This window comes from Arenibacter sp. P308M17, assembly GCF_003426735.1.
GTDB lineage: Bacteria > Bacteroidota > Bacteroidia > Flavobacteriales > Flavobacteriaceae > Arenibacter.
On the sequence record NZ_QVON01000007.1, the window covers coordinates 40,155 to 65,095 of the forward strand.

Genomic DNA, 24,941 nt, shown 5'->3' on the forward strand with positions numbered 1-24,941 from the left:
TTTTGGGACTAGGTTATCGCTTGATGGCCAATTGTTGTTGTAATTCCTTTCCTTCAGCATCAATAGTTCTAATAAAATAAGATCCAGTAGGTAGATCCTGAACTCCAAGGAGATATGTCCCTACATTTTCATTAGCATCCATTTTTAAGAATTTCACCAGTTTACCGGTAATATCATAAACATAGATCTGAGTTAAAGGTATAGGCTCGTCAAATGAAACGGTTACACTTTCATTGGCCGGATTTGGAAAGATATTCATCGAGGCAACCGACATCTTTGCAGTAGAACCGGACTGTACCACATTAAAGTTGATGGTCAATGATTGACCCACCTTACCTGAGGCACCTGATAACCCGTAGGGTGTTCCCTTTAGGGTATAAGATCCTACCGGTAATAATGTTGGATTGTATTCCCCGTTCAAATCCCCATATAGGGCATAGGGAGAAGCAGATTCTATCCAAGTCCTGGTCAACGTACCCGACAATTCAAATTTTACACTTCCAACGATTCCGGGATCTGTATTGGCCCTAATATTGACACCATCACCATCATTCACATTCATATTATTTTGAATATCGAATAAATCAAATTGATTGTCTGCGTCTATTAAAGTAAAACTTACCACCTTATCAATATCGGCAGGATCAATTGCCGTTACCTGAATACTGGTCGTACCTATTCCACCTTCATTATCGGTTACGGTAAGGGTAACCATTTTTGCACCGCCCGAACTGTAGTCATGGGATGGGTTTTGGGCTGTTGAGGTAGCGCCATCACCAAAATTCCAGGAATACCCAACAATGTTCCCATCACCATCGGAAGATCCAAGACTAGAGAAATTAACTTTAAATGCCTGGCTGGCATCCGGGTTGCCTATGGCAACAGCAATAGGGTTAACATTGACCGGTGGACCACTTATAATACTAAAATTAATGGTCTGGGTCTCACCAACACTTGGTCTGGCCACTAAAGTATAGTTTCCGACAGGAAAAGGCGTCCCTTGGACATCCACTCCTATATCCCCAAATAAGGAGTATGGCCCGGATGGTCCTTCCGACTTACTTTGATTTATTGGCCCCGTCAAGGTGAAGTACACATTGCCAGGATTTAAATCAGGGTTATAAATGATACCTAAGGGAGTCTCTCCAATATCGGTTTTGGAAATCTGCAATCCGTTGGTCAAGGTATATAATTGACTATCATTATTGGCATTTAAAATAAATAGTGCCGCATTGTTGTTAGGTGCATTTACAGTGACATATACACTTACTGTACCTACTGCCCCATCATCATCCGTTACGGTAAGGGTACCTACAAAATTACCTTGGGTGGCATAGGTATGTGAAGGGTTGCTCTGGGTAGAGGTTGCTCCATCCCCAAAATCCCATTCATAGTTCTCAATAGTACCATCCGTGTCACTTGAACCTGCACTTGAAAAATTGACTACCAATGGTGCCGTTCCACTATTTGGCGAAGCAGTGGCCACAGCGTTTGGTGGTTGATTAATATTAGGATCTATTGCCGTTACACTAATACTTTTAGTGCTGGTTGCGTTGTCGTCATCCGTTAAATTGAGGATTACATTATATGTTCCGGCAGAACTGTATGTATGTGATGGATTTTGCTGACTGGAGGTATTACCATCCCCAAAATTCCAGGAATACCCTGTTATAATTCCATCATTATCGGTAGATCCGGCACTCGAGAAATTAATTTTAAAAGGAACATTATTATCCGCATTTCCAGCTAGGGCCACAAATGGAGGCACATTGGCTGGAGGACCACTAATTATTGAGAAATTAATCGTCTGGCTCACTCCGGAAGTAGTAGAGGTTACCAGGGTATAATTCCCAATTGGGAAGGGCTGACCTTGTATATCCACCCCTATATCCCCGAATAAGGAATATGGTCCTGATGGCCCCTCGGATTTGTTCTGATTTATGGGACCGGTCAACTTGAACGAGACATTACCAGGATTCAAGTCTGCATTATAAATGATTCCCAGAGGTGTATTGCCTATGGTATTTTTTTCAATTTGAAGTCCGTTGGTCAATGCGAATAGGGCCACATCCGTGTTGGCATTTACTACTATTACGGACGCATTGTCTATTGGACTACCCACGCTTATAGTTCGAGTGGCACTATTTGAACAACCATTGCCATCCTCATAGGTATAGACTATTGAATAGGTTCCACTTCCTATACCGGGATCAAAGTTATTATTGTCCACCCCAGGACCACTATATACCCCTCCGGAAGGACTACCTCCCGTTAAGGCAAACGGACTATCAGTTATAAGTACATCGGCAAAGGGAGCCAAGGTTACTAAAGGAAGCGTTGGTCCATTTAGTGTAACGGCCAAATCCTCAGAACAACCATTGGCATCCGTAATCGTAACATTATAGGTGCCAGCTCCCAATCCACTGACAGTACCAGTGTTCAAATTGGCGTTATGGCTCCAAATGTAAGTTAGAGGCCCTACAAATCCAACGGTATTGATTCCTATTGAGCCATCGTTACTACTACAACCACTAGGGTTGACAGTGGTTCCTATACTTGAATCAAAATTACTACAAAGCGGATTCTGATTTGTGAATTGAAAGCTTATGGTCTTTGCGGTACCCTGATTTCCGCTCAATCCTGAACCGGTATATGGAGTGGCCATAAGGTTATAGCTTCCTATGGGAAACAACTCGCCAATATAATCGGCTGTAGATACATTATCACCAAACAAGGCAAAAGGTGCAACACTTTCAGTTTGACTCCGGGTCTTAGAACCACTTAACAATAAACTAACACTACCCACGTCCGAAGTAGTATTGGCTCTAATAGCCAGATTTGTGGAAGCATAGGTCGCGGCATTGATCAATATACCATCGGTCAATTCCATAATATCCTGGTCCGTATCCGCATTTACCAGTGTAAATCCATTTACGGTAAGTGAAGCTGGAGCTATAGTCTCTATGGTTACATTGAAGCTACAGGTCTGATCGTTTCCTGCTGCATCAGTAACCTCAAAAATATTTATGGTAGTTCCTAATGGAAAGTTGGAACCACTGGCAAGACCTTGAGTTTGTTGAATACTGGCATTAGGACAATTGTCGCCAAAAAGTGGAGTGGAAAATTCCACTATGGCAGCAGAAACCCCTTCTTCCACCTGAACAACAATATCTTGAGGACAATTTATTATTGGATTTTCTGAATCCAATACGGTAACCGTAAAACTACATGAGGCGGTATTGCCCGATGCATCCGTAACGGTATAAACTTCTGTAGTTGTACCAACGGGGAAAAACGCCCCACTTCCCAAACCTTGGGCCAAAATAGTTGTAGCGCCTGTAGCATTGTCCGTTCCAACCGGTGCAATATAATTCACTACTGCTCCACATTGACCATTTTCATTGGACATGCTAATGTCTCCCAAGCAAGTGATTTCTGGATCTTCATTATCTTCTTGAATTGTTACGGTAACGGTCCAATTCTTCTGGGTTCCATTTTGGGCGGTAACCGTATAATTTACAGAATTGGTGAAATCCAAAACAGTTCCGGAAGAAGGATTTATACTGGCATCTGCAGAAACCCCAATAGTAGGCGAAAGGCTGGTAACATCCGTTCCTGCTACAACGGTAACCCCAACTGCACCAGATGAAGCATCAATAATTTCTGGTCCAACTTGTCCTTGAACAGCAAAAGATTCAATATTTTTCTGGCTGGAGGCCGTAAAATTAACAGTAACCAATTGTATACAAGAGGTAATGTTCCCAACATTGTCCAATGCCTTCCATTCTATTTGTGTAGTCCCTACAGGAAAGGCATCCCCTATCTCCAAGCCATCACTTCTTGTGCCGGTCAAAGTAACATCCAATTCCGAACATGAATCAAAAACAAATGGAGCAATAATATCCACTGCTATTGGATTTCCATTGAAACTGTTAGAACTAATATTGGTCGGACATCCAAAATTTGGCCCCACCCCATCATTGACTGTAATAGTCTGGGTACAGGGATCGGAAACATTCCCGGATTCATCGGTGGCAGTCCAAGTTACGGTGGTTTCTCCCAAAGAGTAAGGATCTGTTAAAGAAAGCCCATCACTTCTAATAGCTTCAAAAGTCACATCCCCGCCAATGTCTATGGCAGATACTCCTACAAGATTTAATTCGACCCCGCAAAAATCCGGGTCGGTAGATGTAATTATATCTGTTGGACAAGCTATTACCGGAGCTGTACCATCCAGTACGGTTACCATCTGTGTAACTTCGACCGCGGCATTCCCGGCATTATCCGAAACATTATATGTAATAATATAATTACCAATTTTATTAGGATCTACGATATCCCCACCAACAACTATCCCATCTGTCAAATCACCATCGGTTTCATCAAAGGCACTAGCACCCAAATTAAAATAGGGGGAGCCCAATTCCACAGGAAGTGGATCAACATCCAAAAGCGTAATGACCGGGGGAGTGGTATCTGGCAGGGTCACAATAAAATTAACCATATCCTTGGCCTCCTGATTTTCAAAAGTAGCATGTGTAGGATCTGCAACTACCAATACAATGGTATTTGCTCCTTCCACAATTCCATCTTCCGCCGTTAAATCCCAAAATTCCTGTCCAATCTGTGAGGCTGTTGAAATTCGGGTCGTCGGATCAATATTGTTGATATCGGGTGGGTTAACGAATATGTGATAATGCTCTGTAAGAGCATATAGGACATCTGTTCCTGTCCATTCCAATCTTACATCTGTAGCATTCAAAACCGAGGATTCATTAGGAAGGTCAATAACCACACTGGGGCCAGAAACATTAACGGAGACATTGGCCGTACCCACTTCCAAACCATTGTCCGTAGAAGTTGCCATCAAGGTCTGAACTCCAGGTGTAACAAACTGTCCGGTAATTGCCGAACCTATTCCGTCCAAAGGTGTTGTGGTAAACCTAGAATCATTGGAACTCCAACCTATAAGATTGGAAATGTCCCCATCTTGGGCATCCAAAGCGGTACCGGTCAGGGTCACATCAGTTCCCCTTATTACCGTATCTCCATTGGACGGCGCCATTATTGAAACCACCGGCGGAGTATTGACAGGTTCCGAAATTAAGCAAATACTGAAACCTTTTACTGATGGATTTTGAGTGCCTTTAATAAAATCAATATTCATTATACCGTCTGTAACTTCTACAGTGAAAGTTTCAACCTTAGCAATGTTGAATCCTCCTGCTGCAACTGAAGGTCTATAATCATTCAAGACCAGATCACTTTCTATTTCCACATCAAAAACTCGGGGATCATTAGCTTCTCCCGTCCAGTTCTCATTAAATAAAATATTAACCTCATAAATTCCATTTGCAGGAAACTCCCAGTTCATCAATGTGGCCCCATCAATATGCCGTTCAGTTTGAAAAACAGTATCGGGATAACCCGTATTATTTGACACCAAAGGTGTATTTGAACCATAGGTCTTATCTACAGAACCCTTATAATATGGAGAGGGATTTCCAGTAGCTGCACTTCCACCTGCCTCTGCAAGGGATTGATCTTCTTCGAAATCCCCTCCCGATAATCCCTGGATAGGACCCCCGGCATTTATACGGAACGCCACGTTACATGCGGCAATGGCAGATTGCGAAATCTCAAAATTCTTAATATTGGCACCCCCATTAAAATCCAAACGGATAGTCTGGATTCCGGGATTGCTAATTTCCACGGATGTAAAATAGGAAGCATAGGTCTGCCATTCGGTCTGCACAACTCCGACCGAACCAATTGACGTATAACCACTACCATTTTCCTCAGAAACGGTTACAACGGTTGTGCCCGCACTTCCCTTGGCAGCAAAAAATTCTATATCATACACTCCGGGAACCGGTACATCTATTAAATACTCCACATAATCCCCTGCATCTATATAACCAATATTCTGAGCAGCATTGGCTTCAATGGCCACGGTAAATGGCAACACAGGAGCAGTATCCGATGGGGCTTTGTACCAAGGCAATGGACTACTAAAAGTTCTGGCAAGTATATTCCCAGGTATAGGTTGGGCTACATTAATATTAAAGGTTTTCCGTACGGGTAGATTAACCCCATCATTGGCTGTTACTTCTACCAAATAAGAACGTCCTTCGCCAGAATTGGTATTCCAATCAAGTGTAAAATTACCCCCACCGTTATCGGTAAACGTATAATCGGTTACAGGTATCACGGTAGAAGGCAATAAGGGACTATTAGTTCCTCCATTGCTCTTGTCATATATAACAATACTGGCATTGTAAATATCCTTATCATCGGAAACCACAATATTGGTGGATACAGTTGATCCTTCTGCCACTTCAACATCATTTATATCGGCAATAGTAGGTGGCAAGTCCAAACCGGAAGGATAAATGGTAATCGTAAACTCAGCTGTTACCGCTGCACTATTTCCATCGGAAATAATGGCGTTAACTACATAATCGCCTAATTCGGAAGTTTCTGGTGTTCCCTCCAATTGATTGGTAGATGGGTTATAGCTTAAAGAAGATGGCAATCCATTAAACACAATGTTCAACTGATCGGTATCTATGATATTCAACGTTTCGGCAACTGTGGTGGAGGCTTCAAATTGATGGTTGCCTAAATTGGCAATAGGATGCACATTTGTGTTGGAAGTAGTCGTAACACAAATACCCGATATTTTTCCGTTATCAACTGTTGCAGGTCCTACCTGTAAATTTAGATTACCATCAACAACCTGTACAAAATATGCCCTTACAATAGCTGATTGATTGGTTCCAATACCGTCTTTTATAGGATCTACCAAATCGTATTCATCCAATATCACATTCCCTTCCAAAAGCACGTCAAAAACCCTACCACCAGCAGCGGGATGATATACCTCTGCAAAGTATAGATCTACTTGATAATAACCATCCGGAACAGGAATCTCGTAGGCCAAAGGAGGATTGTCGATATCCTTGCCCCCATAAATTTCCTTTTGAAACAACTTTAATTCATCAGTAGTAGTTGTTCCACTTATTGCCCCATTGTAATCTAAATAGGCTTTACCACCTGTTCGTATAAAGGAACCACTTGATGGAGGTACAGTTGCCGGATCTCCAATAAAATTGCGACCAAAGGCGGTAAGTGCATCATTGCCACTGGCTATGCACAATTGAAAGGCACTTTCTATGAAACTAGCACTTATGGTTGCAGTAGCCTGAACATCTGTGAACTCATATGTGGCCACGGGACCAACTGAACTTCCATTTATTAGAACGTCCTCAATCTCAAACCCTTGGTCAGGTGTAATTGTAAAAATAATATTATCGCCATGATTGACCTGCGTAGTGGATGGAGATATAGTGCCATTTGAGGCAGGATTGGTAGTGATGGTATAGGTGTTGACCACCACTTGGGAGACATTTACAGTACGCACAACCTCAGTCGCAGGATTTCCAGAGGCATCCACAACATTATAGGTTACAATATAGGTACCAACCGTATTGACATCAACAGTATCGCCTCCAATAACCACTGCCAGACTAAGATCGCCATCTATTTCGTCGCTAGCACTGGCTCCTTGCTCGGTATAAACATCACCGACGGATAAATTGATAACTTCATCTCCGATCAGGGTAATAACCGGAGGTACAATATCCGTAATACCAACTGTAATTGTAGAGCCAATGGCCCCTGATAAAATATTTTGCCCTCCAAAGGTGACTTTTGAAGGAAGTCCGCTAAATTCTATATCCGTAGAACCCTCTGCTAATGCGGTAAACTGTAATTCCAGCAAATCGAAGTCCGAATTTGGAAAGGCAGAAAATGTACCTGCCGCATAATTGATTACCCCCAAAGAATTATCAAACTCCGATCCAATAATTGGAACGGGCAATGGATTTGGTTGAGGTAAACTTATATTTGTTACCTCTATTACATTTGGATCATAACTCATATGGATTTCGGCCCCATCGGCAAATTGACTTGTCTCTACTGTTACCGTTATTGTAAAAGTTTCGTTAGGTGAAACTGTCAAAGAAGCAGGTGTAGTCGTTATTTGGACTTGAGCTAAAAGTGATGTACCGGAACATATAAACATAAGTAATATCCCTGCAATCCTATTTTGCCAAACACAAGACTGCATTATTTGCAATGGAATAAAATACCGATTAATTTCAAGTAATAATTTTGACATAGTGTGGAGTGTTAAAAATAAATCTGGAATGATTATTTAATATTATTAGGTCCAATGAACCTTTTGGGTATATTAATTTAAATTCAACAGTCCATAAATGGAAGTAGGCATAAATCAAATCACATTTCAACCATTTTACATTGTAAATGGTTGAAATTGAAATATGCAAGAAGAAAAAAACTTTCCTTAGGTAATTTTTTTTCATAGAAATACTGTTGGTCATTACCACAACCAAGGGAAGCACATAGAGATCTGGGGTGCAAATCAACTAAATGAATTAATAAAAAATGGGGGATATTTTTTAATTAAAGCTTACTCTACAAAATAACCTATAATATCTTTATTGAGTTAAAGGTGATACTTACCATTAATCGATTTTATTAAAGTCTAAATATTATTATAAAATGTTAAATTTTGTGAAAAATGTTTACAATTTCGATAAATGGTATTAAAACACAGATAAGAAACCTACTCCAAAAACAATAAAAACAAGGTTGGGCATAGAGATTATAAAATATTACCGATGATGTAGTTTTGGATTTTGAATCCAAAAATTGGAATTACAATTATACAGTCTGTTATAATAGAAAATTAACACTGAAAAATAATGCTATAAATTCCTATAAATCAAAGTCTAATAACTTACAAAATCCTGGAAATATGCCTATTTTGATTTTAAAAACTATTTTCCGGGACCTTGCCCACAACACCTTCAAAAAATGCCTTGTAGCTTGCAAAATCCGCCTCTTGGTCATCCGTAGGATACTGCGGCCCGGAAATTTTAACCTGCTTTTTTCCAAAGTCGAACGCCACCATTACAATGGGCACCTTGGCCCCTTTGGCAATAAAATAGAACCCGGTCTTCCATTGGGCTACTTTTTTCCTTGTTCCTTCAGGAGAAAGTGCCAATCTGAACCTTTTCTTTTGATCGAATATTTTGGCCGTTGCGCCTACGGTATCCATATTCTTGTTCCTATCGATGGGGGTACCTCCCATCCAGCGAAAATACCAACCAAATGGAGGTTTAAACAGTGCCTTCTTAGCGATAAAATGAATCTCCTCGTTCAACACCTTCCTAATTAAAAGACCCAAAAAGAAGTCGACCCAACTGGTATGTGGCACTACAATTACAATACATTTGTCCAGTTGTGGAAAGGAGCCGACCAATGTCCATCCTAAAATCTTAAAATAGATAAATTTGGCAAGGGTCTGCATTGACCATAAAATATTTAAAATGTTGTGTAATCGGTATATCCCCTACCTACCATGGATCGCCTGGATCATATTTTCCGCAAAATCCGAATTGGTTGGTACTTAAAGTGTCCTTATCCAAGGCATTTTATATTTTTTTATAGATCGATTTTAATTTTTCTGGGGTTATCAAAGTTTGCCATTCCTTTCCAAGGGCATTTTCCCATAGGGGCACAAGCCCAAGGGCCACGTTGATCATGATATCAAAATCATTATTGGTCAGCCCCCTACAGATGCCCTGCGGTAGTTGAATATTGTGTTTTTCCCTCATTTTATCGAATAATTCCACCCCTTCAGGATAAAACTCCTTCAAATGTTGGAACACCAAACAGTTCCCTATTCCATGTCTAATCCCCAACAAATAGGAAAGACCATAGCTCATGGCATGTGCAACCCCAACCTGCGAATAGGCTATGCTCATACCCCCATGCCAGGAAGCCATCATTAATTTATTCCTAGCCTCATCCTCATGCAAGTCTTCCAAATAGACCTCCTTGCACAATTCCAGTGCCTTTTCGCCATAGCTCTGGCTAAACGCATTTAAAAAAGTGCCATTAAGTGATTCTATACAATGTATAAAACAATCCATACCGGTATAAAACCACTGCTCCTTGGGTACTCCTTTTGTTAAATCGGGATCCATGAGCACTTGGTCAAAAGTGGTATAATCGGAGTTTATCCCCAATTTTTTCTCGGGGCCCAATAGAACGGTCGTCCTGGATACTTCCGCACCGGTACCGCTTATGGTGGGTATACCTACATGATAAATGGATGCTTTTTTTACCAAATCCCAGCCCTGATATTGATGGGCATTGCCCTTATTGGTCAACATAATTGCCACGGCCTTTGCCAGATCGAGTATGGTTCCCCCTCCTATACCTATAATACCGGAGGGCAAATGGGCATAATCGTTCTTAATTTTCTGGACCAAGACATCTACCTGGTCCGTTTTGGGTTCCTCGTCCGCCGAAATAAATATTATCCGATCGTTAAAAATTAAGGGAATCCTAGAAACTAACCCAGTGTTTTCGAATACATCGTCTACCAAAAAAATGAACGGCGCCTCGGAATTGATCCTTTTTGGCAACAAAATTTCTCCCAACTGCCCAAAACAACCAGCTCCAAATATAACGCGGGGCACCATAGGAAAGTTCTTGTAATCCGTCTTTAAACCAGGGCTTGTAATTGTATTGATATTTTTACTCCTTATGTCCATAAAATTATTTAAGATACTCTAAAATATCGGAGATAGTGCTTAGGGTAAGGTGATCATTGTTATGCTCCCCTATCTTTACCTCTTCATGCTGCCAGGTGGTATGAAAGGGAATATGAACAGCTTTAGCTCCAATATTCATTATTGGCAATATGTCCGATTTTAAAGAATTTCCTATCATTAAAAACTCCTCCACCGGAATTTCCAAATGCTCCAACAGATTCTTGTAATTTTCTTCTTTTTTATCGCTCAGAACCTCTACATGGTGAAAATATTGGGAGAGGCCGGATTTTTCCAATTTCCTCTCTTGATCCAACAAATCCCCTTTGGTCAACACTATTAAGCGATATTTATCCTTTAAAGCTTCCAATACTTGCTCCACGCCATCCAATAATTCCACTGGGTGCAACAACATTTCTTTCCCTAGATTCAAAATTTCGGTAATCGTTGCTTGAGAAATCCTGTAATTGGAAAGTTCCAGGGCAGATTCTATCATGGACAGCATAAAGCCCTTAATGCCATAGCCATATAGTTCAAGGTTCCTGATCTCTGTTTTAAACAGCTCCTGATCTATTTGGTTCTTGGTTTCATATTTGTCCAATAGCCCGGCAAATTTTTCCTCAGCATTTCTAAAATACGTTTCATTGACCCAAAGGGTATCATCGGCATCAAAACCAACTACTTTGATTTTGCCAAAATCTATTTCCATACCATCTTTGCTTTTTCCAAATCTTCCGGAGTATCTATTTCTATACCGGAAACACTAGTTTCTACCATCTTTATTTTCTTTCCATATTCCAAATAACGGATGGCTTCTATTTTTTCCGTCGCTTCCAGTATAAGCATGGGCAATCTCTGAAAGTCCATCAGCGCACTTTTTCTAAAGGCATAGATTCCTTTGTGCTTAAAATAAGGGATATCCAGTTCCCTTGATCTGGGATAGGGAATCGGAGCCCTGGAAAAATAAAGGGCAAAATTCTGATTATCCACAATTACCTTTACCGTATTGGGGTCGTTGATCTCTACCCAATCGGTAATCCTGGTCATTAAGGAGGCCAAATCTATTTCTTTTTTAAGATCGTCCTTAAATACCTCGATCACACTGGCTAGGCTTTCCCTGTCCGTAAACGGTTCATCTCCCTGAACATTTACGATGATATCTACGTCCATGGATTCCACTGCCTCGGCAATACGGTCACTTCCACACTCGTGTTCTTTGATGCTCATTAAGGCTTTGCCTCCTATCCCGGCAATGGTATCATAAATAATGGTACTGTCCGTAACTACAAAAACTTCCTGAAACAAACCGGTTTTTACCGCTGCTTCATAGGTTCTTTGTATTACCGGTTTTCCTTGAAGGTCCTGCATTAACTTACCCGGAAATCTTGAGGCTGCATAACGAGCCGGGATCATTGCAATGATTTTCATATGGTGATATTTATCTTCATTGATTTTGCGAACAGATTTGGGTAATGATCATTTGACATGAAAAGAATTTAAAATTAATGTGGATTTTTTTTTGGTCCGATCTTTCTATATAACCTATAAATAAAGATCATTACAAGAAGGACCAGGAACGCAGCAAGGATAGGGGCAAAAATGGATGCTGTGGTCACTACTGCGGCAGTTCCCGTTTCCACCAAGCCTATAACTGGATTGGCCATTCCCCCTGTGGTAGCCGTAGAGGCCAATCTGCCGGTAGCCGAAGCGCCTTTTATTGCGGTAGCCGTTCCCCCGCCCGCAATTATGGCCAAGGTCCAGGTAATCACCGGATCCAAATTGGATGCCGTTGAAACCATGACGGCCGTACCGGCCAAAGCGGCCAGAGGTATTGCGAAACTATCCAGTAGATTATCCAACCAGGGAATAAAATATGCGGAAATTTCCACGATTGTGGCAACCCCAAAAGTTATTACGGCCGCCATACTGCCCACCCATTCCCAGTTTTCATTTAATTGCCAAACATCAAAATAAGAGGCCAGACTTAAAGCAAACAAAGGCAAAAAAATTCTAAAGCCTACCGATGCCGCCAGTCCGATACCTAAAAATATGCTTAAAACGGTCTCAAAAGTCATATTCACAAATATTAATGCGAAATTAGGCTATTCCCTATCAACAAAAAAATCATCCTTAAAACCTATAAGGTACAATTTGTGCTTTGCCCTGGTCACGGCGGTATACAGCCAACGAAGGTATTCCTTGTCTATACCGTTGGGCAAATACGGCTGTTCCACAAAAACGGTATTCCATTGTCCCCCTTGGGACTTATGGCAGGTAATGGCGTAGGAGAATTTCACTTGGAGCGCATTAAAGAATTTATTGTTCTTTACCGCCAAAAACTTTTTGTACTTGGATTTTTCATCGGCATAGTCCTTCATAACCTCCTGATAAAGACGGTTGCCGTCCTCATATGACAAAGATGGGGTCTCTGCCATAATGGTATCCAACAGAAGCACTGTTTCAAAGGGTTTTTGATTGGGATAATCTACCATTTTCACCTTTACCTCCGCAAATTTAAAACCGTACAACTCTTTAATCGCAAATATCTCCAACACTTCAATAATATCCCCGTTCGCTATAAAACCGGCCTCTGAGGCGGGATTTAACCAAAAATAGTTGTTTTTGACCACCATCATATAGTCTCCTGTGGCCAGCTCATTTTCCAAATATAGGATCCTATTCCTAATATTTTCATTGTATAGATTGGCCCGTTTATTGGAGCGTACAATAATGGCGGTCTCCTCTTTGCCATTTTGGGAGTAGGAACCGTCTATGGCCTCTTGGATATCATTGCCATCCATTAAGCGAACAATATCGGAAAAGCTACCAACCGAGAACTTAAAATCATCAAAGAACCCACTTTGCATTTGTTCCCTCAAGTTCGTTGCATTTACCAGAATTCCGGAATCCTCGGCCTGCCTCACCACCTCGTCCAACTCCAATATTATAACTTCTTTATTATAATTCAGGGCCAATTGATTTTCATCCAAAGCCGGACTAATATTCAAATGTACGGGAGGAAGCTGTGCCGTATCACCAATAAGGATCAGTTTACAATTATGCCCGGAATACACATACATAAGCAGATCGTCCAGGAGCGACCCATTTTCCATCAATTTGGAATCTGTGGGCGTATCCGGAATCATAGAAGCCTCATCCACAATAAAAATGGTATTCCTATGCTTATTGGGCGATAATACGAACTGTACCCCACCCCCACTCTGTTTTTTAGGAAAATAAATTTTTCGGTGTATCGTGTAAGCTTGGGTTCCGGAGTAATTGGCCATTACCTTTGCCGCCCTACCCGTTGGAGCCATTAAAACCGCCTTCATCGTGGTCTTCCAAAGATTGGTCACAATAGTACCCACAATGGTAGTTTTTCCTGTACCTGCAAACCCCTTCAACATAAAAACACTCTCCTTTTCCTTGGATAGGACAAAACTTGCCAATTTTTGCAAAGCCACTGACTGCTTGGCAGTTGGAACATGCGGAAATTTGTCTGTCAATAGTTTAAAAAAAGTAGCATCGGTTATAGAAGTCATAGGTCTTCAAAGATAATCAGTATTTTTAAGGTCAAATACTTTTAGCATTAAAAAAAAATTGTAGATTTGTGACAACCACTAAATAAAATAGCACGTACAAAATGAAGACCATTTTACAAATTTTCCTTTGGATAGCGGCAATTGTGTTGGGTTATATGATATATAACTCTGTGAACGGCCCAATTGTATTTAAGAAAATTAAGCAAGAACGTTTTGCCAAGGTAATATCCAATTTGAAGGACATCAGAAATTCCCAAGAGGCATATAAAACTGTAAATGGAAGATATGCAAAGGATTTTAACGCCCTGGTAAGTTTTATCGATACCGGAAAATATACCATTACCCAGCAAAGGGATTCCTCTTATTTGGAGTTCGATAAGAATTTTGGGATCGATATGTTGAAAGAAGTAAAAATCATAGATACATTGGGTACTGTTTCCGTTAAGGATTCTTTATTCAAGAAAGACGATCGTTATAAGACAATGATGAATGTGCCTTATGCCCCAAATGGCGAAAAATTTGAAATGAAGTCGACCGTCATAGAAAAAAGTGGGTACAGAGCTCCTGTCTACGAAGTAAAAGTTAGCAAGGACGTAGTATTGCATGACCAACCCAAACCTTTGTTGGCTAGGGAAAATACCCAAATTAATGTAGATGAGGTTAATGGAAATGTAATTAAGGTTGGATCTTTGACCGAGGTAAGCACCAGTGGAAATTGGCCATCTATATATGACAAACGAAACGACCAATAGCATTTTAGAAAATTCTAAATCGGAATATCATAAATTGTCCATTCAAGTTAGCTTGAATGGACTTTCTTTTTGTGTCCTGGACACACTTTCCAACACTATCCTTGCTTCAGAAAGGATGGTGTTTGAAAATGAACTTGCCCCCTATGCCGTTCAAAAGGAAATAAAGCAGCTTTTTGAGAAAAATAAAATAAGGGATGTAAAATTTTCAGAAGTCGTTGTTATTCACAGGAACAATCTTTTTAGCCTAGTTCCACAGGCGCTCTTCAACAGGGATGAGCTGGCCAATTACCTAAAATTCAATGCCAAGATCCTTGCCAATGACCATCTGGAATATGATGAAATTAAAAGCCTGGACATGGTAAACGTGTATGTTCCCTTTATGAACATAAACAATTACATATACGACCTATTTGGCGAATTTGAATTTATGCACCATGGGACCATCATGGTCCAGACCCTGACAAACCACCATGGAAACCAAAGCGAACCCATTTGTTATGTACACCTTATTGAAGGACATATGGACATTGCCGTTATCTCCAACAAAAAGTTGATACTTTACAACAACTTCAGTTTTACGACCAAGGAAGATTTTATTTACTATTTATTGTTTACCATGGAACAATTAAAATTGGACACGGAAACCGCTAAACTCAAACTTTTTGGGTCTATTGAGGAAGGCGATGAACTCTATAAAATATGCCATCAATATATAAGGGACATTTCCATTTTTATTCCCTCCAATACTTCATTTTATCATTTTGGGGAGTCCGATAGTGAAACCATAGATTTTACACTGCTAAACACTCTTTAATGCGTATTATATCCGGCAAAAACAAAGGCCAAAGACTTACGGCACCAAAAAAGCTCCCTGTCCGCCCCACAACCGATATGGCCAAAGAGGCCCTCTTCAATATTCTCAACAACCAATACTATTTTAACGAGATAAGCGTATTGGATCTTTTTGCAGGGACCGGAAATATCAGCTACGAATTTGCCTCCAGGGGCTCTGAAAATATTACTGCCGTGGACGTGGACCTTGGATGTATCAAATACATTTCGGCAACCTCCTCGGAAATGGACTTCCCTATTGTGGCCATTAAAAAGGATGTTTTTCAATACTTGCAAACCAACCCTGTAAAAGCGCATATCATATTTGCCGATCCGCCCTATGATCTGGCTCCCGAAGAATTCGCCACTATTCCTAAACTAATATTTGAAAAGCAACTACTAATGGAAAATGGTGTTCTGGTCATTGAACATTCCAAACATACCGATCTATCACATTTGGAGCATTTCACCAACCAAAGGAGATATGGAGGCAGTGTATTTAGTTTTTTTGAATGGACGGAAGAATAACTAAAGTGTAATATTGTAGTATTACATTGAAATAATATCGCATAGAGTGTAATTAGGAAGACATTTCACTTCCATCAGGACATTCAGTTCACTTTATACTACCTGCGGCTATATTAATTGAATGGATTTCTCCTTTACCTGCTTTGCTCAAGATGATACCGCCTGCGGCGGCATTAATTCGACTACGCATTTGCTGTGCAAATGCTGTCCCATAAAAAAAAGCAGGTCATAAGCCGGATTCTGTTAACCTTGAATTACTTCGAGGCTTCCCTATCATTTATCTAGGCCAAAGGTTGCCCAAAAGCTCTAACCGCCTACCCTTCAGCTCGGGCGTGCAGCCCTCTCCCGATAAATATCGGGACACTGATTTACATGGCGTTGCACCGTATAGAGTTTACCTGGTTTCACTACAGCCTTACCTGTACATACTTTCTGTTGCACTTGTCCTCATCTCTCGATGGACGGGCATTACCCGCTATACTGCACTATGGTGTCCGGACTTTCCTCTCCCCGCGTTATGCGGGCAGCGATAAGGCGACCTGCTGATACAAATATAAATAAAAAATATCAAGGAATTTTTATTTTAAATCAGCCGGAACTTCCTAAAAAAAGCAATTCCGACCCTGCCTACCGGCAAAGGCAGCGTCGTCCGAACGGGACCGGGGGGGGACTCTCCAAAAGTGGGTTAAACCTTGTCTGAGGAACAGGCAGGCCCCATCCAAGGTGCGGAGAATTTTTTGATTGAATTGTTGATAAATAAAGTACTAAAGACAGTTAAATAGCCCCTTTTATACGATGCTATCTTTATATTTGTGTTGTATTTTTTTTATACTAAATATAAATTAATAGCCTTGGAACCTTTTATAGTATCCGCCCGAAAATACAGGCCCCAAACATTTAAGGATGTTGTTGGGCAACAGGCTATTACAAACACCCTGACCAATGCCATTGACAATGACCACCTAGCCCAGGCATTATTGTTTACAGGGCCCAGAGGTGTTGGAAAAACTACCTGTGCGCGTATTCTGGCAAAGCGGATCAATCAAGATGGCAGAACTGACGAGAATGAGGACTTTGCCTTTAACATCTTTGAACTGGATGCTGCTTCCAACAATTCGGTAGATGATATAAGGGAACTTACAAGTCAAGTGCGCATACCCCCACAAGTTGGAAAATATAAGGTATACATAATAGACGAGGTGCACATGCTCTCCCAGGCCGCCTTTAATGCTTTCTTAAAGACACTGGAGGAACCACCCGCCCATGCCATATTTATATTGGCCACAACGGAAAAGCATAAAATTATCCCTACAATACTGTCTCGCTGCCAGATCTTTGATTTTAAGCGAATCACCGTTAAGGATGCCGCCGAGTACCTTAAATATATTGCCGAGAACCAAGAAATAGAAGCCGAAGACGATGCACTTCATATCATAGCCCAAAAAGCGGACGGCGCAATGCGCGATGCCCTATCCATCTTTGACAGGGTGGTGAGTTACTCGGGTAAAAAATTGACCCGGAAAGCCGTGACCGAAAATCTGAACGTGCTGGATTATGATACCTATTTTGCTGCTACGGACCTTATTCTACAGCATGATATTCCCGGCCTATTGGTACTTTTTAATGATACCTTGGCCAGAGGTTTTGACGGACACCATTTTATAAATGGTCTGGCCTCACATTTTCGGGATTTAATGGTGTGCCGGCATCATAGCACCATAGCCCTTCTGGAAGTTGGAGAGGAGGCCAAAAAACACTATGGCGAACAGTCCAAAAACACAACGGGCAACTTTTTATTATCGGCAATCGATATGGCCAACGATTGCGACATAAAGTACAAGTCCAGTAAAAATCAGCGCCTTCTTGTTGAACTGACCTTAATGAAATTAGCCTCTATCGATTTTGATGGAGAAAAAAAAAAGTCTGAATCCCTAGGTAACGATCGTAACGCACCAGATTTTATAATCCCTGCCTCATTTTATAAGGTGGGCCGTCCTAAAGAAGAAGATGGCACGGTCAAGTCCAGCGAAACCCTTGCAAAAACCGTCAAAAGCGCTGCTCCAACTATAGAAAGTACCATCGCGGAAGAATCACCATCCGTCCCCACAAGTACTTCCCAAAAACTACAGGACACTAAAGGGAAGGGAGCAATAAATACCCAGGAACCCGACCCCGCACCAAGAACCCAAATTAATATAAAATCTACCGAAAGGAGGGTTTCAGGTCTTTCACTTTCCAGCTTAAAGACCAAAAAGGAACATCAATTGAACAAAAAAGAGAATGTTATTGATGAAAGCAACCTTCCCAAAGCCAATTTTACTGAGGAAGAAATGCAAAAGCATTGGGCGGATTTCGTTGATATTTTGGATAATGATGGACGGAAAATTTTGGCATCCAACCTACATTCCGACATACCTAAGCTAATAGATAATTTCACCCTTTGGATAGAATTGCCAAATGGCACTATGAAAAAAGAGATTGAGCGCGAAAAGTACGACCTGATAGAGTATTTAAAACAAAAACTCAACAATCACTTTATACAACTACGAATAACCGTAAATGAGGCCACTGCCAAGAAATTTGCATTTACCCCCGAAGAGAAGTACCAGAAACTAAGGGAGAAAAATCCGGCCATCGATCTTTTGAGAAAAGAGTTCGATTTGGATATTTAGCGCTTTTCCACCTTGATCCTCCAAGCATAGAACAACATTACCAAAGCATTGATTATAAGCCCTAAAGACTCCCTGGCATGTTCTATATTATCTATATTTCCCATGCCTATAGCAACTCCTTCAAAGTGCTCTGGCCAAAAAATCCACACCCCTATCAAGTAGGCAAAAGTTAGCACTGTGGGAACCATTAGATTTAATTTACCTATAAAAAATAAAAATGAGGCCACAGCCGCTATTCCGTATATGATATACCATATCATAGCATCGGGATCATTATATTGCAACAATGCCGCCCAAACAAACAAGATGGTAAATATGCCCGAAAATATCTTGGAAAATAAACGCATACTAAGAATTTATAACATGGTCTTCTATAATACCGTATACTTCGGTTGCCAAAAGCCGGTCCTTTAAAGAAGCATTTTTCTTATTGGTTATCAATATTGGATGATCTTTGGTATCTTCTGGGATCCTACCATGTGACCCTTTAACCAAGCTAGCGTCCAAGGGAATAATATCCATTACCGTTCGGAAACCCATTTTCTTTTTCAACAACTTCCAAACCACTTTTGGCATCAGGAATTTATCCTTGGGATCTGTCAACATCTCCACCGGGTCATATCCCGGTTTTTTGTGAATATCCACCATTCTTGCATAATCCGGTGCCCTTTTATCATCCAACCAGAAGTAATAAGTAAACCAAGAATCCTTATCCCCGATTACCACCAGATCCCCACAACGTTCATGATCTAACCGCAACGCCTTGATTTCATCCCCGGAAAGTACTTGCTCTACCCCTTTTATGCCCTTTAACAACGTTATTATAGTGTCCAAATCCCCTTTATCCCTTACATACACATGGGCCAACTGATGGTCTGCCACGGCAAACGCCTTACTGGCTCCCGCATCCAATAATTCCAGTCCCCTTTCCACTCTAATACCAACATAACCCTCTTGCCTGAGAATTCTATTTAAATGGATGGGATTGTTCACGTTGGTTATCCCATATTCCGATAGTAGCACAATATGGGCCGATTTGGCCTCATAATATTCCACCAACTGCTTCACTACATTATCGATCTCTCTTAGGTCCTTTGCAATTTTGCCCAAATCGGTCCCATAGCGCTGCATATTATAATCCAAATGGGGCAGATAGACCAAGGTGAGGGTAGGGTCATGTAATATATCCGTCTTTAGGCTGGCATCAGCGATCCATTGACTGGATTTTATTGATGTTTTTGGGCCCCAAAAGTGGAAAAGCGGAAACGTACCCAATTCCTTTTGCAAATGGTCCCTTAGTTCCGCCGGATAGGAATACACATCCGGGATTTTCCTTCCATCCGCCAAATAATTGGGCCTTGGGGTAACACTGAAATCTGCATTGGAATACATATTGTACCACCAGAACATATTGGCACAGCTAAAATTGCCATCCAGTTTTTTAAGTTTGTCCCATATTTTTTCGGATTGGATAAGGCTATTGGACTGACGCCAAAATTTAATTTCATGTTCTTTCTTAAAATACCATCCATTACCTACTATTCCGTGCTCGGACGGGGTTTTACCCGTTAAATAGGTAGCTTGCACAGCGCAGGTCACGGCAGGCAATTGTGGTGTTATTGTGGCCGAAGCACCCTTCTCCAAAAAAGATTTGATAAATGGCGTATGCTCCCCTATCAATCCCTGTGTTAATCCTACAACGTTAAGCACTACGGTTTTCTTCATTCCTTAAATTTTACTCTTTAACCATTCAATTTCACGGACAATACAATTGGACAGTTCGGTTTTAAGATCATTGGGCAGGACATCCCAGGTATAGGTCTCTATCTCCAATTGATCGGAAAATTGTTCTTCCTTCAGATATTCCAACACCTTCAGTATTTGGTCCTGGGTAGAAAATAAGTGATCGTAGCTTTCCAAAAAAATAGGTACATGAAAATGGGACCTCAGCTCTTTGGCCCTGGAACGCTGCTCCAAAACTTCGGGCAGATCCTTGTACGTAACCACCTTATCACCAATTTTTTCGGTAACTTGGTGTAGATAGGTGGGTTCGTTAAACTTACTTAAGGATTGCCATATAGCCTCATTTTCACCCTCCTTGAACAGTATTTTAAGGGCGGAGCTCACTTGTATTTTCCCCACCTTTATTCCCGCTTTTTTAAATTTTGCCAAAGTATGCTCGGGTTCCTCATAGGCCAATGAAAAATGGCAAACGTCATAACAAACAGTTATATGCCTAAGGATCAAATTCTTGGCCATTTCCTTGGAGCACCCTAAAACAGTGATCAATTTTTGGCTGGCCAAAGGAATCAAATAGGCATCATAAAAGTGAATCAGCTCATCGCTATTCTCTATCATACCATCCGGTTCCGGCTCAATATCCAAATGCAGGTATTTAGCGGTAGTCCTTTCTATTTCCTCCAACTGCAGAACGATCTCCGCCATACTTTCTGCCCCCTTTACAAAGACCCTTTCCAAAGCTTCCCCGGAAGTGTGCCAGTGTCTATAGCTAACGGGGGAAGTTGAAATACCTCCGGAAATGCCCTGCGGGATCAAAAAAGCCAATTGATCAAAAAGTCGCTTGGTATAGTCCAGTCGTTCTTTGGTGGTCCAATCCGGGGCGTGTACCATATCCTTTACCCTTTCATTATGGAAATTTCCATAAGGGAATCCGTTCATTGTAAAAACATAAAGTTGATTGCGGTCCAACCAATCCTTGAAATCCTTCAAATTACTACCTTCATTGAGTCCTACACTGGCCAGATTGGACAAACGCAATCCAATGCCAAAAGGGGATCGGGGGGCCACTTCCTGCTTTATTTTGGGAAGATATGTTTTTAGGCTATCATATGTCTGCTCCCAATCTTCGCCGGGGTGTATATTGCTACAATAGCTGAGATGATATTTGTTCTGTACTAACATATTGTGTTGGATTCTTTGGGTTTATACGTTTCGTTCAACCATACAATTGCTCTTTCCATGGTGGAGGTATCAATTTCATGTACATCGTGTTTGGCCCCTATTTTCGATATCAAGGTAATGGTAAGTTCCCCGCCCAAATGCTCCCTAAATTCCTGGATGCCGTTTAACAATTCATTTAAATCACCATCCTTTTGTAAAGGGATATGTAAATTAAACCCAATTTGTTCCAAAACCTTTAATATACGGTTCAAGGTCTCCATATTTATCAAGCCTATAAAATGGGCATACACCAAATCCAAGGCCATGCCAATGGCAACGGCCTCACCATGTCTCAGTTGGTAATTGGTCATGAATTCCAATTTATGGGCTGCCCAATGGCCAAAATCCAAAGGTCTTGAAGAACCGCTTTCAAAGGGATCCCCCCCTTGGGCAATGTGTTCCATATGCATTTCTGCACACCGATAAATCAGGTACTCCATGCATTCCATATTACGGGCCTGAAGCAGGGTACCGTTCTCCTCAATAAAGTTAAAGAATACCACATCCTTGATCAGGGCTACTTTTACGGCCTCCGCTATGCCCGAAATCCAATCGCGCTGCTCCAAGGTGGTCAAAAAATTACTATCGTTTATTATGGAATAGGCCGGAGCGAAAGTCCCCAGAAAATTCTTTTTCCCAAAAATGTTGAAACTGTTCTTTACCCCTACGGCAGAGTCGTTTTGGGAAAGTACCGTGGTAGGGATTCGTATTAATTTTACCCCCCTGTGGGCTATTGCGGCAGCATAACCTACCATGTCTATGATAGCACCTCCCCCAATGGCGACAACAAAAGAATGCCTGCAAATCCTATTCTCGTTTACTGCATTCAATATTCGCCCTACATTACCATAATCATTCTTACACTGTTCCCCACCTGCGATAACAATTTGTTCGGTTAAACGTATCACCGACCTATTTTTTGTGCAATAGGACCTAACATCGTCACTAAGATTTGGATGGCAGGCCAATACACCGCTGTCTATTACAAAAAGTACCTTTACATCTCCCTTCTTGTTATATCCATTTATAATTTCCTGGAACAAGGGGTTGTCCAAACCAAAGATGTATTCCGTGAAATACAATTTATATTCATAAGATACTTTAAAGGATTGCTCTATTGGTCTGTAATGCGACATACTTTAAAACGTTAGGTAACTGCGAACAGTTTTGATAAATAAATAGATAAGGGCAATAGCAATATTATAAGTATCCCTACCCACCAATGGGAAAACCCTACGGCTAGGCTTGCGTCCAAAACAATGATAGATATTACTCCGGACATCACTGCATTCTTTATGTTCTTTGGCGAATTATCCGAATATGCCTTCAACAAAGGCCTGAATATTAAAAACCCGAACAACAACAAAAATGGAACGGCCTCCAATACATTAAGGCCCAAAGTTGAAAAAAGGACCACTATTCCCAAGATCACACTACTATACAATGCTCCTGCCAAAATAATATGGCCCTTATTATTCCCATGTACTTCTCCCCTACTAATGAGGGTTATGGCCGCTATATATATTATGGGGAAAATGAAGAACTCCCAATGGTTATAATTACCTAAAATAGTTATCCCAAGCAATAAATTTAAACCTCTGCAAATTCCCATATTAAGAGGTCCAAAGAAAGAATGGTGTTTCCCAAAGGCATCGTATAAAAGGATGAAAAGTCCTAAAGTGACCGCTACCATTCCACTTACCGAACCTACCAAAAATGAAAACAAAACCCCTAAATTCATCAACACCCCTCCAAAGATCGCAGCAGATCGCACAGAAACCAGTCCGGAGGGAATGGGTCTTTCCGGGCGCTCCACCTTATCCAATTTAAAATCTAGGACATCATTGAGGACAACTCCGGCAGCATAAAGAAACACGGAGGAAAACACCAATAGGGCTATGTCCCACATCTTGAAAGTATTCCAATCCGTGTTTAGGGAGATTCCCATTAATACGCCCGAAATTGCCACCCCTGCCAAAACATCGGCAGCAGCTGTGGGCAAATTTGCTGGTCTGGCAAGCCTTAAATATCCTTTCAATACAGGATTCATTATACTATTTTATCCGCATCAATCTTGGGTTGCTGCCCTCTCAAAACACTATTGTCATTATATAATTTAGTTTGATTGATGCCCTGTGGATTTAACCAATCGGATTCCTTCATTTTACCATTCTTCCCAAAAATCTCCAATGCATTTTGGTAACAAGTCTTGACCACGTCCGATTTGGCAATGCCCTTTTTTAACATCAGGGAGGCCGTTTTTGGTACTGCCAGGGGATCACTAACGCCCCAGTCAGCAGAACTATCCACAATAATACGCTCGCTACCAAAATTTCTTACTACCTCTACCATTCTCTCGTTCCCCATCTTGGTTTTTGGATAAATGGTAAAGGCTGCCCAAAAACCGCGATCCAATACGTCCTTAACGGTTTCTTCGTTGTTATGGTCTATAACCACCATCCCGGGATCCAGACCGTGTTCCAAACAAACCTCCATACTTTTTATGGTGCCCGACTTTTTGTCCCTATGTGGGGTATGTATCTGTACCGGTATATTCAGTTCTTTGGCCAACTCCAACTGCATTCTAAAATATTTATCCTCTGCAGGGGTCTGATCGTCATAACCAATTTCCCCAATGGCCACCACATTCTCCTTGTGTACGTACAATGGCAATAGTTCTATTACCTGCTCCGCCAAGGCTTCATTGTTCGCCTCCTTGGAATTCAAGCCTATAGTGCAATAATGGTGTATCCCAAACTGACTTGCCCTGAAAGGTTCCCAACCCACCAGGCTGCTATAATAATCCTGGAACGATCCGACCTGTGTACGTGGCTGCCCCAACCAGAACGAAGGCTCTATAATGGCCACTACCCCTGCCGCTGCCATGGCCTCATAATCATCGGTTGTCCTGGAGGTCATGTGTACGTGTGGATCTATAATCATCATTTTCTCTTCCATAATAATATTGTATGCTTTTATTGATTAACGACTCAAAAATTCTAATATTTT

General features: G+C 41.2%; 17 protein-coding genes and 1 other RNA gene. 4 read left to right on the plus strand and 14 right to left on the minus strand.

Translation table 11 applies throughout. The features are described from left to right. Positions 1-13: 13 nt before the first annotated feature. From D0S24_RS16315 to D0S24_RS16350, 7 genes are all read right to left on the minus strand, one after another. A complete protein-coding gene (locus tag D0S24_RS16315) occupies positions 14-8,023 on the minus strand; it encodes a PKD domain-containing protein (protein WP_181938122.1) in 8,010 nt (2,669 codons plus the stop codon). An 834-nt stretch (positions 8,024-8,857) separates the two neighbouring features. Further along, the gene (locus tag D0S24_RS16325; RefSeq protein ID WP_117020898.1) at positions 8,858-9,397 is read right to left on the minus strand and encodes a 1-acyl-sn-glycerol-3-phosphate acyltransferase; all 540 of its coding nucleotides are present in this window, start codon (positions 9,395-9,397) and stop codon (positions 8,858-8,860) included. A gap of 124 nt (positions 9,398-9,521) precedes the next feature. Beyond that, the gene (locus tag D0S24_RS16330; RefSeq protein ID WP_117020899.1) at positions 9,522-10,649 is read right to left on the minus strand and encodes an iron-containing alcohol dehydrogenase family protein; all 1,128 of its coding nucleotides are present in this window, start codon (positions 10,647-10,649) and stop codon (positions 9,522-9,524) included. Between the two features lie 4 nt (positions 10,650-10,653). Continuing rightward, positions 10,654-11,355 (minus strand): HAD family hydrolase, encoded by a 702-nt coding sequence (locus D0S24_RS16335; protein WP_117020900.1) that lies wholly within the window; start codon positions 11,353-11,355, stop codon positions 10,654-10,656. Continuing rightward, entirely contained in the window at positions 11,346-12,074 is a 729-nt protein-coding gene (kdsB, locus tag D0S24_RS16340) for a 3-deoxy-manno-octulosonate cytidylyltransferase (RefSeq protein ID WP_117020901.1), read from the minus strand. Before kdsB ends, D0S24_RS16335 begins: the two co-directional genes overlap by 10 nt. A 74-nt stretch (positions 12,075-12,148) precedes the next feature. After that, positions 12,149-12,721 carry a DUF4126 domain-containing protein gene (locus D0S24_RS16345; RefSeq protein ID WP_117020902.1) on the minus strand — a complete coding sequence of 191 codons (573 nt, stop codon included), beginning with the start codon at positions 12,719-12,721 and terminating at the stop codon, positions 12,149-12,151. 27 nt (positions 12,722-12,748) lie between these two features. Then, entirely contained in the window at positions 12,749-14,188 is a 1,440-nt protein-coding gene (locus tag D0S24_RS16350) for an ATP-dependent RecD-like DNA helicase (protein ID WP_117020903.1), read from the minus strand. A 101-nt stretch (positions 14,189-14,289) separates the two neighbouring features. On the opposite strand from D0S24_RS16350, the gene D0S24_RS16355 reads away from it, so the two are divergent. From D0S24_RS16355 to D0S24_RS16365, 3 genes are read left to right on the plus strand one after another with little or no spacing between them, the layout of a single operon-like run. Then, positions 14,290-14,940, plus strand: coding sequence for a hypothetical protein (locus D0S24_RS16355; RefSeq protein WP_117020904.1), 651 nt, complete (start codon positions 14,290-14,292; stop codon positions 14,938-14,940). Further along, positions 14,918-15,754 carry a DUF3822 family protein gene (locus D0S24_RS16360; RefSeq protein WP_117020905.1) on the plus strand — a complete coding sequence of 279 codons (837 nt, stop codon included), beginning with the start codon at positions 14,918-14,920 and terminating at the stop codon, positions 15,752-15,754. The genes D0S24_RS16355 and D0S24_RS16360 overlap by 23 nt, the downstream gene beginning before the upstream one ends. After that, positions 15,754-16,299, plus strand: coding sequence for an RsmD family RNA methyltransferase (locus D0S24_RS16365; protein ID WP_117020906.1), 546 nt, complete (start codon positions 15,754-15,756; stop codon positions 16,297-16,299). Before D0S24_RS16360 ends, D0S24_RS16365 begins: the two co-directional genes overlap by 1 nt. Before the next feature lie 214 nt (positions 16,300-16,513). Here D0S24_RS16365 and rnpB read toward each other — a convergent pair. Continuing rightward, positions 16,514-16,845: RNase P RNA component class A (gene rnpB, locus D0S24_RS16370), an RNA gene on the minus strand. A gap of 305 nt (positions 16,846-17,150) precedes the next feature. Between rnpB and D0S24_RS16375 the strand changes: the two genes are divergently transcribed. Beyond that, complete coding sequence (locus D0S24_RS16375; RefSeq protein WP_117021069.1) at positions 17,151-18,971, plus strand: DNA polymerase III subunit gamma/tau; 1,821 nt, start codon at positions 17,151-17,153, stop codon at positions 18,969-18,971. On the opposite strand, the gene D0S24_RS16380 is transcribed toward D0S24_RS16375, so the two are convergent. The 6 genes from D0S24_RS16380 to D0S24_RS16405 are packed head-to-tail and all read right to left on the minus strand — an operon-like array spanning position 18,968 to position 24,890. Continuing rightward, positions 18,968-19,318, minus strand: a complete 351-nt coding sequence (locus D0S24_RS16380) for a transmembrane 220 family protein (protein ID WP_117020907.1) — start codon at positions 19,316-19,318, stop codon at positions 18,968-18,970. The two genes, D0S24_RS16375 and D0S24_RS16380, sit on opposite strands and share 4 nt — an antisense overlap. A gap of 1 nt (position 19,319) precedes the next feature. Further along, the gene (locus tag D0S24_RS16385; RefSeq protein WP_117020908.1) at positions 19,320-20,696 is read right to left on the minus strand and encodes an alkaline phosphatase family protein; all 1,377 of its coding nucleotides are present in this window, start codon (positions 20,694-20,696) and stop codon (positions 19,320-19,322) included. 3 nt (positions 20,697-20,699) lie between these two features. After that, the gene (gene eboE, locus D0S24_RS16390) at positions 20,700-21,893 is read right to left on the minus strand and encodes a metabolite traffic protein EboE (RefSeq protein WP_117020909.1); all 1,194 of its coding nucleotides are present in this window, start codon (positions 21,891-21,893) and stop codon (positions 20,700-20,702) included. Further along, positions 21,887-23,068, minus strand: coding sequence for a 3-dehydroquinate synthase (locus D0S24_RS16395; protein WP_117020910.1), 1,182 nt, complete (start codon positions 23,066-23,068; stop codon positions 21,887-21,889). Before D0S24_RS16395 ends, eboE begins: the two co-directional genes overlap by 7 nt. Positions 23,069-23,079: 11 nt before the next feature. Then, positions 23,080-23,982, minus strand: a complete 903-nt coding sequence (eboC, locus tag D0S24_RS16400; RefSeq protein ID WP_117020911.1) for a UbiA-like protein EboC — start codon at positions 23,980-23,982, stop codon at positions 23,080-23,082. Continuing rightward, positions 23,982-24,890, minus strand: coding sequence for a TatD family hydrolase (locus tag D0S24_RS16405; RefSeq protein ID WP_117020912.1), 909 nt, complete (start codon positions 24,888-24,890; stop codon positions 23,982-23,984). The genes eboC and D0S24_RS16405 overlap by 1 nt, the downstream gene beginning before the upstream one ends. Between the last annotated feature and the right edge of the window lie 51 nt (positions 24,891-24,941).